This window comes from Massilia agilis, assembly GCF_024756255.1.
Classification (GTDB): Bacteria; Pseudomonadota; Gammaproteobacteria; order Burkholderiales; family Burkholderiaceae_D; genus Telluria; species Telluria agilis.
This window is the reverse complement of record NZ_JANUHB010000001.1, coordinates 122,813-135,692: the sequence shown is the minus strand read 5'-3', so window position 1 is coordinate 135,692 and position 12,880 is coordinate 122,813. Positions and strand designations below refer to the sequence as shown.

The window sequence follows — 12,880 nt, the reverse complement described above, 5'->3', positions numbered from 1 at the left end:
GCGCGCGTGCCGTCAGTAGGACAGCAGGCTATCGTGCTGTCGGCATTTTGCCGGGAAAGTTCCAAAAATCGGCTGAACCGACGCGCGGGGCGCTTGTCTTACTGGTTATTTCCCAAAACGCAATCGGTTACCCAGCGCATGGCTGAACAAACGGCGACCGCATCCGTCGCCAGACTCGAGGACGTGCTGATCACCGGCGAACTGTCGGCGCGGCCCGCGCGCGCTCCCGATTACCGGGCCGAGAGCCAGGCGCTGGCCGCGCTTGGCAGCGAGATGGCGGCGCACCCGCACGGGGTGCTGCACAAGCTGGCCGAGATCGTGCTGGCGCTGTGCCACGCCGACTCGGCTGGCGTGAGCATCCTCGAACCGGATGGTGCGGCGGGACAGTTCCGCTGGCGCGCGGTGGCCGGTGCGTTTTCGCCCAACCTGGGCGGCACCATCCCGCGTGACACCAGCCCGTGCGGCGTGGTCATCGAGCGCAACGGGGTCATGCTGTTCCGCGACCCCGGGCTGGTCTTCCCGCGCCTGCGTGGCGTGCAGCCGCGCATGCACGAGACGCTGCTGGCGCCGTGGACGGCCGGCAGCCAGGTGGTCGGCACGGTATGGGCGATCGCGCATTCGCCGGACCGGCACTTCGACCCGGAAGACGCGCGCCTGCTGCAAAGCGTTGCCAGCTTCGCCTCGGCGGCGCACCAGCTGGTCACGGCGCGCGACCAGGCCGACACGGCGCGCGTCGCGGTGGAACGCCAGGCCGCCGAGCGCACGCGCGAACTGGGGCGCAGCAACGCGCTGCTGCGCGAGCAGGGCGAACAGATCAGCCAGGCCGGGCGCGACGCGCGCGAGCAGCACGCGCTGCTGGCGGCGGCCATGGGCATCGATACGGTCGGGGTGCTGTTCTTCCGGCTCGATGGCAAGGTACTGGCGGCCAACCGTGGCTTCCAGCGGATGAGCGGCTACAGCGAGCAGGAACTGGTGCAGGCGGTGAACTGGGCCACGCTCACGCCCGCCGAGTTTTGCGCCGTCACGCGCGCCGCCGCGGCTGAGCTCCAGGAGACGGGCCGCACCGCGCCCTACGTCAAGCAAATGGTGCGCAAGGACGGCACGCGCTGGTGGGGGCTGTTCGCGCCAACCAGGCTGTCGGGCAGCGGCAAGCAGTCGAAATGCGTCGAATTCATCCTTGACATCACCAAGCAGAAGGAGACCGAAACAGCGCTGCGCGCGAGCGAGGAGCGGTTCCGCGCGCTGGCCGACGGCTCGCCGGCGCTGATCTACCAGTTCGACGCCAATGGCGCTGCGGTCTTCCTGAACCAGCGCTTCGCCAACGTCACCGGGTGCGATACCGAGGCGATGCTCGGCACGGGCTGGCTGGCCCTGCTGCATCCGGACGACGTGGCGCCGATCACCCGGGCCGTGGGCAAGGCGATCCGCGAGCAGGTACAGTGCCAGCAGCGCATGCGCTTTCGCAGCGCAGCCGGCGACTGGCGCTGGTTCGAGTCGCACTCGGTGCCCTGGTACGGCGGCAGTGGTGATTATCGGGGACTGGTCGGCATCGCCATCGACATCACCGACGCGGTGCAGGCGGAGCGGGCGCTGCGCGCCGCCGACCGGCGCAAGGACGAGTTCCTGGCCACGCTGGCCCACGAGCTGCGCAACCCGCTCGCACCGATCAGCAACGCCGTGCACCTGCTCGGGCGCCCGGACGGGCGGCGCCGGGCGGATCGCCTGATCGGGATGGTCGAGCGCCAGGTCAAGCACATCGTGCGGCTGGTGGACGATTTGATGGAGGTGTCGCGCATCACGCGCGGCAAGCTGGAACTGCAGCTGGCGCCGGTGACGCTGGACGAGGTGGTGCGCGGCGCGCTCGAGATCAGCCAGCCGGCGATCGACCAGGGACGGCACCGGCTGGCGGTGTCGTTGCCGCCGGAGCCGGTCACGCTCATGGCGGACAAGGTGCGGCTGGTGCAGGCGTTCGCCAACCTGCTCAACAACGCGGCGCGCTACACCGACCCGGGCGGCGCGATCGCGCTGGCCGCGTGCCGCGCCGGCGACCAGGTCGTGGTGGCAGTGCGCGATACCGGCATCGGCATTGCGCCGGACCAGCTGCCGCGCGTGTTCGAGCTGTTCGCGCAGGTGCAGCGTGAAGGCGCACGCGGCATGGGCGGGCTCGGTATCGGGCTGACCATGGCGCGCAGCCTGGTCGAGATGCACGGCGGCTCGGTGGCAGTGGCAAGCGACGGGCCGGGGCGCGGCAGCGAGTTCACCGTGCGCCTGCCAGTCGCCGCGAAACCGGAGGCGGTCGCCACGGGCGAGGGCGCCGGTAAGGAGCACGCGCCGCTGGCCGGGCTGCGCGTGCTGATCGTGGACGACAATCGCGACGCTGCCGACTCGCTGGCGATGCTGCTCGAGGAAGAGGGCGCGACCGTTGGCGTGACCTACGACGGGCCGGCCGCGCTCGCGCGCGCCCAGACATTTGCGCCGCGCGCCGTGCTGCTGGACCTGGGGATGCCGGGCATGGACGGCTATGAGGTGGCGCGCCGCATGCAGCACGACCCGGCGCTGGGCGAGCCGCTGCTCATTGCACTCACCGGATGGGGCCAGGACGCCGACCGCCGCGCCACCAGCGCCAGCGGGTTCGACTACCACCTGACCAAGCCGGTGGACTTGGCCAGGCTGACGATGCTATTGCGGGAGCGAGGTTAGCAGCTCGCCTTCGACCCCGGTGCGTGTGCCCAGTTCGCGGCACAGCGCACGCATGCGCTCGATGATCCAGTCGCGCGCCGCCACGTGGGCTGGCGCGGTGCGGCAGTCCTCGATGAACAGCGGCCGCATCGCCAGCTTCAGCACCCGCCGGGCGTCGAGGTCCAGCTCGAACAGCAGCTGGTGGTCATTGCGAAAGCCGGCGTCCACGTAGTAGTCGTCCACCAGGTCGCCCGCCGCGTAGATGATCGGGCAGCCGGCGCGCCACTCCACGCCCTGGAACACGTGGGCGCTGTGGCCGAACACGATCTTCCAGCCCATGTCGATGGCGGCGTGGGCCAGGCGCCGGAAGCGTGGCGACGGCCGCCACACCATGTTCGGGCCCCAGTGCAGCGACAGCACCGGCCAGTCCGTGCCGGCCTCCACCAGCGTGGTGAGCGCGGCGCGCAGGTCATCCGCGGCGCGCGCTTCGTCCTCCAGGTCGATCCAGGCGATGCCGGGGCGGTCGTGGGCGGCGGCGAAATCGCTCTGGTGGTCGCAGAACGCCGCCATGCCGAAGCGGATGCCGGCGCGTTCCAGCAGGGCGGGGCGCAGCGCGCCAGCGAGGTTTTCGCCGGCACCGGCGTGCGTAATGCCGTGCGCGTCCAGCGCCTGGAGGGTGTCGCGCAGCCCTTGCACGCCAAAGTCGAGGGCGTGGTTGTTGGCCAGGCTGACAAGATCGATGCCGGCCTCGGCCAGCGACAGCACGGCCGCGGGCGGGGCGCCGAAATAGAAGGCCTTGGGCTCACCGGGCCAGGGCGTGGTGGACGCGGTGATCGCGCATTCGAGGTTGACGATGGCCAGGTCGCTACCTGCCAGCGTGGCCGCCAGTGGGCCAAGCGGGTAGCCGTGGCCGAAGCGGGAGATCGCCTCGCCCACCAGCCGGCCGAGCATGGCGTCGCCGCCGAACACGAGCCGCAGGGGCCGTGCGGCGTCCATCGGTCACCCGGCCGGGCAGTGGCTGCGGAACCAGTCCGTGGCCAGGCGCGCCACCTCTTCCAGCGTGCCGCGCTCCTCGAACAGGTGGGTTGCCCCGGGCACGATGACCAGCTCCTTTTCGCAGGTCATTGCGGCCAGCGCGCGGCGGTTCAGGTCGATGACGAGGCTGTCGTCGCCGCCCACGATCAGCAGGGTGGGCGAGCGCACCTTGCGCAAGGCGTCGGTCCCGGCCAGGTCGGGCCGCCCGCCACGCGACACGACGCACGCCACCGCATCCGGCCGGGCCGCTGCCAGCCGCAGGGCCGCCGCCGCGCCGGTGCTGGCGCCGAACAGGCCGATCAGCAGGTGCCCGACCTCCTGGTTGGCCGCGAGCCAGCTCGCGGCGTCGTCCAGGCGGCCGGTGAGCAGGGCGATGTCGAAACGGTTTTCCGCTGCCAGGTCTTCCTGCGGCGTGAGCAGGTCGAGCAGCAGGGTGGCGATGCCGGCCTTGCGCAGCTCGCCGGCGACGTAGTTGTTGCGCGGGCTCAGGCGGCTGCTGCCCGAGCCGTGGGCGAACAGGACGATGCCGGTGGCGTTGTCGGGCACTTCGAGCATGCCTTCCATGACGGCCGCGCCGGTGGGGATGGTGACAAAGGTTTGCTGCGCCATGGTTGGTCTCCGTACCGTGTCCTTTGGACCGGCGCGGGGGCGCGAAAATTCGGCTCGGCGGTGCGGGGGCTGCCCGCACCGCGGCCACGCATGCGTGTGCTGAACGCGTGGGCAGAAATCTGCCCACCCTACAAAAGCCGCGCTTAGTCGCGGATCTCGAGCGCCCGGTTCAGGCTCAGCGCCGCCAGCGAGCCGACCGCGCCGGACAGCAGGTACAGGCTGACGTAGCCCAGGCCAAAGTTGGCCGACAGCCCCAGCGCGACCAGCGGCGCGAACGCGGCACCCACCAGCCATGCCAGGTCCGATGTGAGCGCGGCGCCGGTGTAGCGGTACTTGCGCTGGAACTGGGCCGTCACCGCGCCGGCGGCCTGGCCGTACGACAGGCCGAGCAGTCCAAAGCCCACCAGGATGAAGATGTCCTGGCCGCTTTCGCCACCGTCGATCAGCGTCGGCACAAAGGCCGAGAACACCGCGATCAGTGCCGCCGTTGTGCCGAGCGTGGTGCGGCGCCCCAGCTTGTCGGCAATCAGGCCCGACGCCAGGATGCCGACCGCCGCCACGCCCGCGCCCCACATCTGCAGTTGCAGGAATTCGGCGGTCGGGCGCGTGTCGTAGAGCTGGATCCACGACAGCGGGAACACGGTGACCAGGTGGAACAGGGCGTAGCTGGCGAGCGCCGCCATGGCGCCGATGGCAACATTGCTGCCTTGCTCACGGGTCAGTTCCAGCACCGGGGCCGGGTCGAGCTCGTGCGCGTCCAGCAGGCGCGAGTACTCGGTCGTCGAGACCAGCCGCAGCCGAGCGAACAGCGCCACCACGTTGATGGCAAACGCCACATAGAACGGGTAGCGCCAGCCCCAGACCAGGAAGTCCTCGGAAGACAGGTTGGTCAGCAGGTAGGAAAAAAGACCGGCTGCGATCAAAAATCCCACCGGTGCGCCAAGCTGCCCCAGCATCGCGTACCATCCCCGCTTGTTTTCCGGCGCATTGAGCGCGAGCAGCGACGGCAGGCCGTCCCACGAACCGCCCTGGGCGACGCCCTGGCCGATGCGCAGCAGCGCGAGCAGCACGATGGCGGTGGTCCCCAGGCTGGCGTAAGTTGGCAGGAATGCAATTCCAGCAGTCGCGGTGCCCAGCAGGAACAGGGCGATGGTCAGCTTGATCTCGCGGCTGAACTTTTGCTGGATTGCCATGAAGATCACGGTGCCGATCGGGCGCGCGATGAAGGCCAGCGCGAAGATCGTGAACGCGTACAGGGTGCCGTCGAGCCGGTCGGCAAACGGGAAAAACACCGCCGGGAACACGAGCGCCGAGGCGATGGCGTAGACGAAGAAGTCGAAGTATTCGGAGGCCCGCCCGATCACCACGCCGATGGCGATTTCGCCGGGGTGGATCTCGGCGTCGCGCGCATTGATGTTGCGGGCGCCGCTGCAGGGATGGGTAATGGGAGCGGCACCTGCACCGCCGTATTGCGTCGTGCTTTGCATATCTTCGTCTCCATATTTACTTGTTTTACAGCCCGAGGTTTCACCCCGAAAGTGATGCTGTGTGACAAAGGGTGAGACAAAACGTCCAATGTGCAGCCCGGGCCGTTGGCAGTACAGTAGCATGTTCTCATTCCCATGTAACGTCCTATACAAGCATGATTCCATTGACCGTCCGTCGCGGACTGGTTCTGACCCCGTTGTTGCTCGCTCTTGCGGGCTGCAACACCGTGGTGCTGAACCCTTCCGGTGACATTGCTAAACAGCAGGCAGACCTGATCACCGTGTCGGTGCTGCTGATGCTGTTGATTATCGTCCCCGTGATGTTCCTGATTGTCCTTTTCGCTTGGCGTTATCGAAAAGGCAATACCAGTGCGAAGTACGAGCCCGACTGGGACCACTCGACCAAGCTGGAACTGGTCATCTGGGGTGCCCCGCTGCTCATCATCATCGCGCTGGGCCTGATCACCTGGATCAGCACCCACAAGCTCGACCCCTACCGTCCGCTCGAACGGCTCGACGCACACCGCCCGATCGCCGCATCGACCAAGCCGCTGACGGTGCAGGTCGTGGCGATGGACTGGAAGTGGCTGTTCATCTATCCGGAGCAGGGCATCGCGACGGTCAATGAACTGGTGCTGCCGGTGGACCAGCCGGTGCGCTTCAAGATCACCGCGACGACGGTCATGAACGCGTTCTACGTGCCGGAACTGGCCGGCATGGTGTACGCAATGCCGGGCATGCAGACCGAGCTGAACGCGGTGCAGAACAAGCCGGTGGTCTCGCGCGGCCTGTCGGCCAACTACAGCGGCGCCGGCTTCTCGGACATGATCTTCTCCTACCGTGGCGTCCCGCAGGCCGATTTCGACCAGTGGATCGCGCAGAAGAAGGCCGGTTCGGGCAACCTGAACCGCGCGGACTACCTGCAGCTGGCCAAGCCGAGCGTGAAGGAAGCGGTGCGCTCGTACGCGCAAGTGGAAGACGGCCTGTACAACGCCGTGCTGAACCAGTGCGTTGCGGCCGGCACCGTCTGCCTGAACCGCCAGATGGCCGACGACGCGCGCCGCCAGCAAGAAGCTGCCACCAAAGAGTCGCACAAGGAAGCCGGGGAGAAGGTAGCCCAGGCCGAGATCTGCACGACACCTGACAAAACCTCTGTGAAGTAACCATGCAAGACTTTGACTTGACCAAGCTGATTTTCGGTCGGCTGAGCTGGGAAGCGATTCCCTACCACGAGCCGATCCTGCTGGGCACCTTTATCATGGTTGCCCTGGGTGGCCTTGCCGTGCTCGGCGCGCTCACCAAATTCAAACTGTGGGGTCCGCTGTGGCGCGACTGGATCACCTCGATCGACCACAAAAAGATCGGCATCATGTACATGGTGCTGGGCCTCGTGATGTTCCTGCGCGGCTTTGCCGACGCGCTGATGATGCGCGCGCAGCAGGCATTCTCGTTCGGCGACGCCCACGGCTTCCTGCCGCCGCACCACTACGACCAGGTCTTCACCGCCCACGGCGTGATCATGATCTTCTTCGTGGCGATGCCGCTGGTGACCGGCCTGATGAACTACGTGGTGCCGCTGCAGATCGGCGCGCGCGACGTGGCGTTCCCGTTCCTGAACAACTTCTCGTTCTGGATGACCACTTTCGGCGCCATCCTGGTGATGGCCTCGCTGTTCGTGGGCGAATTCGCGCGCACCGGCTGGCTGGCCTACCCGCCGCTGTCGGGCATCCTGGCCTCGCCTGACGTCGGGGTGGACTACTACATCTGGTCACTACAGATTGCCGGTGTCGGCACGCTGTTGTCCGGCGTGAACCTGATCGTCACCATCGTCAAGATGCGTGCCCCCGGCATGGACCTGATGAAGATGCCGGTGTTCACCTGGACCGCCCTGTGCACCAACATCCTGATCGTCATCACCTTCCCGGTGCTGACCGCCGCGCTGGCGATGCTCGGCGTGGACCGCCTGTTTAACGCCCACTATTTCACCAATGAGCTGGGCGGCAACGCGATGATGTACGTGAACCTGATCTGGATCTGGGGCCACCCCGAGGTGTACATCCTGATCCTGCCGGCCTTCGGCATCTTCTCGGAAGTCGTCTCGACCTTCTGCGGGAAGCGCCTGTTCGGCTACACCTCGATGGTGTACGCGACCTGCGTGATCATGATCCTGTCGTACCTGGTGTGGCTGCACCACTTCTTCACCATGGGTTCGGGCGCATCGGTCAACTCGTTCTTCGGCATCTCGACGATGATCATCTCGATCCCGACCGGCGCGAAGATCTTCAACTGGCTGTTCACCATGTACAAGGGCCGCATCCGCTATGAACTGCCGATGATGTGGACCATCGCGTTCATGATCACCTTCATCATCGGCGGCCTGACCGGCGTGATGCTGGCAGTGCCTCCGGCCGACTTCGTGCTGCACAACTCGCTGTTCCTGATCGCGCACTTCCACAACGTGATCATCGGCGGCGTGCTGTTCGGCCTGTTCGCTGGTGTGAACTACTGGTGGCCGAAGATGTTCGGCTACAAGCTGGACCGTACCTGGGGCGTGCGCTCCTTCTGGCTGTGGTCGATCGGCTTCTGGGTCGCCTTCACGCCGCCGTACATCCTGGGCTTCATGGGCTATACCCGTCGCATGTCGCACTTCGATAACATGGACGACCAGTGGCTGTTCCGCATCTCGCTGTTCGGCACCCTGATGATCGCCGCCGGCATCGGCTGCCTGGTCATGCAGATCCTGGTCTCGGTCCTCAAGCGCAAGGAACTGCGCGACGTGACCGGCGACCCGTGGGATGGCCGTACGCTGGAATGGTCGACCTCGTCGCCGCCGCCGGACTACAACTTCGCGTTCACCCCGGTGGTGCATGACAACGACACCTGGGCCGACATGAAGAAGAACGGCTACCAGCGTCCGCTGAAGGATTTCGTGGCGATCCACATGCCCAAGAACACCTGGGCCGGCTTCGGCATCGCAGCGATCTCGGCGGTGTTGGGCTTCGGCGTCATCTGGCACATGTGGCTGCTGGTTGGCCTGTCGTTCCTCGCGATGATGGCCGCCATCATCAAGCACACCTTCGATTACAAACGCGATTACTACATCCAGGCGGACCAGGTTGTTCGCACGGAAAACGCACGTACCGCACTGCTGGAAAGCCATGTCTGAAATTAACGCAACTGCTGGCGGCGTAGCCGCCGACAACAGCTCGCGCTACTTCGTGCGCGAGCATCATCCGGAGAACGGCACGCTGCTGGGCTTCTGGATCTACCTGATGAGCGACTGCCTCATCTTCGCCTGCCTGTTCGTGGGTTACGCCGTGCTGGGCCGCAACTATGCGGGCGGCCCGACCGGCGCCGAGCTGTTCGAGCTGCCGATCGTGGCGCTGAACACCGCGTTCCTGCTGGTGTCGTCGATCACCTACGGTTTCGCGATGCTGTCGGCGCAGAAGAAGAACGTGAAGGCCACCCAGCTGTGGCTGGTCGTCACCGGCATCTTCGGCGCCTGCTTCCTGGGCCTGGAGCTGACCGAGTTCGCCACCCTGATCCACGAAGGCGCAGGCCCGTGGCGCTCGGGCTTCCTGACCTCGTTCTTCTCGCTGGTGGGCACCCACGGCCTGCACGTGACCTTCGGTATCGTGTGGCTGGTGACGCTGCTGTTCCAGCTTGGTAAGCACGGGATCACCCCGGAAAACTATCGCCGCCTGGCCTGCCTGTCGATGTTCTGGCACTTCCTGGACGTCGTCTGGATCGGCGTGTTCACCTATGTCTACCTGATGGGAGTATTGCCATGAGCGATCATCACCACGCACACGGCCACCACGGCCATGACGATCACCTCGAAGCCCACGGCAGCCTGAAGGACTACACGATCGGCTTCATCCTGTCGGTGATCCTGACCGCCATCCCGTTCTGGCTGGTGATGGGCCATGTTGTGCCGCCCGCCACCACCAAGGTCGTGATCCTCGGCTTTGCCGCGGTCCAGGTGGTCGTGCACATGATCTACTTCCTGCACATGAACTCGAAGTCCGAGGGCGGCTGGAACATGATGGCGCTGATCCTGACCGCGATCCTGCTGGTCATCGTGCTGTCCGGTTCGCTGTGGGTCATGTACCACATGAACGCCAACATGATGCCGACCATGGACGCCGGCCAGGCCATGCACAACATGCCATGATGGCCAACGATCAGCCAGCGGCGCGCCCCATGCGCGGCTTTCTCCTGCGCGCTGCCGCGCTGCTGCTGATCGTCCTGTTTGCGGGGCTGGGAACCTGGCAGGTGCAACGCCTGCAATGGAAACTGGCCCTCATCGAGCGCGTAGAGTCACGCGTGCACTCGGCCCCTGGCGCGCCACCCCCTCCGGCGCGCTGGGGCCAACTTTCTGCAGCTTCCGACGAGTACCGGCGCGTTCGCCTGGCCGGTCACTATTTCTACGAATTCACCACCCCCGTGCAGGCCGTGTCCGACCTGGGCAGCGGCTACTGGCTGATGACGCCGCTGTGCACCAGTGACGGCTACATCGTGCTGGTCAATCGCGGCTTCGTGCCGGTCGAGCAGGGCGGACCCGCACACTATCCGGCCCGCGCCGCTGACGCTGCGCACCAGTGCGCGCGCTTCTCCGGTGCGCCGGGCGCCGACATCGTCGGGCTGGTGCGGATCACCGAGCCCAAGGGCGGCTTCCTGCGCGAGAACGATCCGGCCCGCAACCGCTGGCACTCGCGGGACGTACAGGCCATCGCAAAAGCGCGGGGGCTGTACAATGTCGCACCATACTTCGTCGACGCGGCCAAAGACCAGGACCCGGCAGGCGCGCCGGACCATCCGGTTGGCGGCCTGACCGTGATCTCCTTCCATAACAGTCACCTGGTTTACGCCTTCACCTGGTATGCGCTGGCCCTGATGGTCGCCGGCGCGTGGTGGTGGGCGGCGCGCGGCGGCGCAAGTCGGGAACATTGACCCGTCGGGCGGACAGCAATCCGCGCACCGACGGGCGATTGCCAGGTTAAGGATGATGCGGAAAGAGACACCCGTTTTAGAAAAGCCAATCGCGGCCGCAGAGCCGTCGGCACTTGCCGCCAACGTCGAATACGCGGCAGGCCACACCAACATGCTGCAGCTGATCGAGCTGCGCTGGATCGCGGTGGTCGGCCAGGTCACGACCATAGCCGGTGCCATCCTCGTCTTCCACGTCAAGCTGCCGCTGGTGCAAATGCTGCAGGTGCTGGCCTGCCTGATCGCGTTCAACATCGCCAGCCACCTGCGCTGGCACGAGCGCCGGCCGGTCACCAACCGCGAGCTGTTCCTCGCGCTGCTGGTGGACGTGGGCATGTTCACGCTGCAGTTGTACCTGTCGGGCGGCACCACCAACCCGTTTGCCTTCCTGTACCTGCTGCAGGTGATCATCTCGGCCGTGCTGCTGGAGGCGTGGTCCACCTGGACCATCGTCGGCATCACGCTCGCTTGCCTGGCGGGCCTGGCCGTGTTTGCGCGGCCCCTGGCGCTGCCGTTCGACCATGCGCGCGGCATCGGCAGCCTGTACGTGCAGGGCCTGCTGGTGTGCTTTGCGCTCAATGCCGCGCTGCTGGTGATCTTCGTTTCGCGCATCAGCAATACCCTGCGCACCAAGGCGGCCCAGCTGGCGGACCTGCGCCAGCGCGCGGCCGAGGAAGACCACATCGTGCGCATGGGCCTGCTGGCATCGGGCGCGGCCCACGAGCTGGGCACGCCGCTTGCCACGCTGTCGGTCATCCTGGGCGACTGGAAGCGCATGCCCGAGTTTAAAAAGAATCCGGAGCTGCTCGAAGAGATCGGCGAGATGCAGACCCAGCTCAAGCGCTGCAAGAGCATCGTCAGCAGCGTGCTGCTGGCGGCCGGCGAGACGCGCGGCGAGTCGGCGGCGCGCACCACGATCCGTACCTTCCTCGACCAGCTGGTGGACGACTGGAAGGCGAGCCGGCCGGTGCATGGATTCACCTACGACAACCGCATCGCGGACGACGTGCGCGTGGTGTTCGACTCGGCGCTCAAGCAGATGATCGACAACGTGCTGGACAACGCGCTGGAGGCCTCGCCCGAATGGGTGGGACTGGACGCTTGCGTGGAAGAGGGCGTGCTCAAGCTCGCGGTCAGCGATGCCGGGCCCGGCTTTGCGCCGGCGATGCTGGCCCACTTCGGCAAGCCCTACCAATCGAGCAAGGGCCGGCCCGGCGGCGGACTGGGCCTGTTCCTCGTGGTGAACGTGGCGCGCACGCTGGGTGGTTCGGTGTCGGCCTCGAACCGGCCGGAAGGCGGCGCCGAGGTCAGGCTGACCTTGCCGCTGTCGGCCATCGCCCTGGAACAGGAGCGCGCCGATGTCCAGTGAACGCCTGCTCCTGATCATCGAAGACGACGAGGCGTTCGCCCGGACGCTCGCGCGCTCGTTCGAGCGCCGCGAGTACAAGGTGATCGTCGCATCCGGCCACGACGAGGCGGCCGAGCTGCTGGCCGCGCATTCGCCGGGCTACGCGGTGGTGGACCTCAAGCTCAAGGGGAACACGTCCGGGCTGACGTGCGTGCAGATGCTGCACCAGCACGATCCGGACATGCTGATCGTGGTGCTGACCGGCTTTGCCAGTATCGGCACGGCGGTGGAGGCGATCAAGCTGGGCGCGGTGCAGTACCTGGCCAAGCCGTCCAACACCGACGACATCGAGGCCGCCTTCGGCCACGTCGCCGGCAGTGCCGAGGTCGAGGTGACCAACCGCTCCACCTCGATCAAGACGCTGGAGTGGGAGCGCATTCACGCGGTGCTGGCCGAGACCGACTTCAACATCTCGGAGACCGCGCGGCGCCTGGGCATGCACCGGCGTACGCTGGCGCGCAAGCTGGAAAAGCAGCGGGTCAAGTAGAGTTGGCGGCGAACGCTTGAATCCGTAGGGTGGGCTCTCGAGCCCACGCCGTATGCACGCATCACGTACATGGCGCGTGGGCACAAGTGCCCACCCTACGACCAGGCGTTAGCGCGAGCCGGCAGGGCGCGGCGGCGGTTCGGTATTTACGCGCTACAATACGCCCATCCCAGTCACCGATCCGGC

General features: G+C 66.5%; 11 protein-coding genes. 8 read left to right on the top strand and 3 right to left on the bottom strand.

The window, feature by feature from the left end; translation table 11 throughout:
• Window positions 1-138: 138 nt before the first annotated feature.
• Window positions 139-2,700, top strand: coding sequence for a PAS domain S-box protein (locus tag NX774_RS00570; protein WP_258820210.1), 2,562 nt, complete (start codon window positions 139-141; stop codon window positions 2,698-2,700).
• Here NX774_RS00570 and NX774_RS00565 read toward each other — a convergent pair.
• The 3 genes from NX774_RS00565 to NX774_RS00555 all read right to left on the bottom strand — a co-directional run bounded on the left by NX774_RS00565 (window position 2,680) and on the right by NX774_RS00555 (window position 5,810).
• Window positions 2,680-3,675, bottom strand: coding sequence for a CapA family protein (locus NX774_RS00565; RefSeq protein ID WP_258820209.1), 996 nt, complete (start codon window positions 3,673-3,675; stop codon window positions 2,680-2,682). The genes NX774_RS00570 and NX774_RS00565 overlap by 21 nt on opposite strands.
• A 3-nt stretch (window positions 3,676-3,678) precedes the next feature.
• Window positions 3,679-4,323: a dienelactone hydrolase family protein gene (locus NX774_RS00560; RefSeq protein ID WP_258820208.1), complete on the bottom strand. Its 645-nt coding sequence runs from the start codon at window positions 4,321-4,323 to the stop codon at window positions 3,679-3,681.
• A gap of 143 nt (window positions 4,324-4,466) precedes the next feature.
• Window positions 4,467-5,810 (bottom strand): MFS transporter, encoded by a 1,344-nt coding sequence (locus tag NX774_RS00555; protein ID WP_258820207.1) that lies wholly within the window; start codon window positions 5,808-5,810, stop codon window positions 4,467-4,469.
• Between the two features lie 155 nt (window positions 5,811-5,965).
• Here NX774_RS00555 and cyoA point away from each other — a divergent pair, with 155 nt between their 5' ends.
• Genes cyoA through NX774_RS00520 form a run of 7 tightly spaced genes read left to right on the top strand, consistent with a single transcriptional unit; the run spans window position 5,966 to window position 12,694 of the window.
• A complete protein-coding gene (gene cyoA / locus NX774_RS00550) occupies window positions 5,966-6,973 on the top strand; it encodes a ubiquinol oxidase subunit II (protein ID WP_258820206.1) in 1,008 nt (335 codons plus the stop codon).
• A gap of 2 nt (window positions 6,974-6,975) precedes the next feature.
• Window positions 6,976-8,976: a cytochrome o ubiquinol oxidase subunit I gene (gene cyoB, locus NX774_RS00545; protein WP_258820205.1), complete on the top strand. Its 2,001-nt coding sequence runs from the start codon at window positions 6,976-6,978 to the stop codon at window positions 8,974-8,976.
• Entirely contained in the window at window positions 8,969-9,601 is a 633-nt protein-coding gene (gene cyoC / locus NX774_RS00540) for a cytochrome o ubiquinol oxidase subunit III (RefSeq protein WP_258820204.1), read from the top strand. The genes cyoB and cyoC overlap by 8 nt, the downstream gene beginning before the upstream one ends.
• Entirely contained in the window at window positions 9,598-9,984 is a 387-nt protein-coding gene (cyoD, locus tag NX774_RS00535) for a cytochrome o ubiquinol oxidase subunit IV (RefSeq protein ID WP_258820203.1), read from the top strand. The genes cyoC and cyoD overlap by 4 nt, the downstream gene beginning before the upstream one ends.
• Window positions 9,981-10,763 carry an SURF1 family protein gene (locus NX774_RS00530; RefSeq protein ID WP_370660391.1) on the top strand — a complete coding sequence of 261 codons (783 nt, stop codon included), beginning with the start codon at window positions 9,981-9,983 and terminating at the stop codon, window positions 10,761-10,763. Before cyoD ends, NX774_RS00530 begins: the two co-directional genes overlap by 4 nt.
• A gap of 55 nt (window positions 10,764-10,818) precedes the next feature.
• Window positions 10,819-12,168, top strand: a complete 1,350-nt coding sequence (locus tag NX774_RS00525) for an ATP-binding protein (RefSeq protein ID WP_258820202.1) — start codon at window positions 10,819-10,821, stop codon at window positions 12,166-12,168.
• Window positions 12,158-12,694, top strand: coding sequence for a response regulator transcription factor (locus tag NX774_RS00520; RefSeq protein WP_258820201.1), 537 nt, complete (start codon window positions 12,158-12,160; stop codon window positions 12,692-12,694). The genes NX774_RS00525 and NX774_RS00520 overlap by 11 nt, the downstream gene beginning before the upstream one ends.
• The last annotated feature ends 186 nt before the right edge of the window (window positions 12,695-12,880 follow it).

What these genes read in the sequence shown, in the direction of transcription:
- NX774_RS00570 (WP_258820210.1), top strand. Translation starts at nt 139, where the DNA reads ATGGCTGAACAAACGGCGACCGCATCCGTCGCCAGACTCGAGGACGTG.
- NX774_RS00565 (WP_258820209.1), bottom strand. Translation starts at nt 3,675, where the DNA reads ATGGACGCCGCACGGCCCCTGCGGCTCGTGTTCGGCGGCGACGCCATG.
- NX774_RS00560 (WP_258820208.1), bottom strand. Translation starts at nt 4,323, where the DNA reads ATGGCGCAGCAAACCTTTGTCACCATCCCCACCGGCGCGGCCGTCATG.
- NX774_RS00555 (WP_258820207.1), bottom strand. Translation starts at nt 5,810, where the DNA reads ATGCAAAGCACGACGCAATACGGCGGTGCAGGTGCCGCTCCCATTACC.
- cyoA (WP_258820206.1), top strand. Translation starts at nt 5,966, where the DNA reads ATGATTCCATTGACCGTCCGTCGCGGACTGGTTCTGACCCCGTTGTTG.
- cyoB (WP_258820205.1), top strand. Translation starts at nt 6,976, where the DNA reads ATGCAAGACTTTGACTTGACCAAGCTGATTTTCGGTCGGCTGAGCTGG.
- cyoC (WP_258820204.1), top strand. Translation starts at nt 8,969, where the DNA reads ATGTCTGAAATTAACGCAACTGCTGGCGGCGTAGCCGCCGACAACAGC.
- cyoD (WP_258820203.1), top strand. Translation starts at nt 9,598, where the DNA reads ATGAGCGATCATCACCACGCACACGGCCACCACGGCCATGACGATCAC.
- NX774_RS00530 (WP_370660391.1), top strand. Translation starts at nt 9,981, where the DNA reads ATGATGGCCAACGATCAGCCAGCGGCGCGCCCCATGCGCGGCTTTCTC.
- NX774_RS00525 (WP_258820202.1), top strand. Translation starts at nt 10,819, where the DNA reads ATGCGGAAAGAGACACCCGTTTTAGAAAAGCCAATCGCGGCCGCAGAG.
- NX774_RS00520 (WP_258820201.1), top strand. Translation starts at nt 12,158, where the DNA reads ATGTCCAGTGAACGCCTGCTCCTGATCATCGAAGACGACGAGGCGTTC.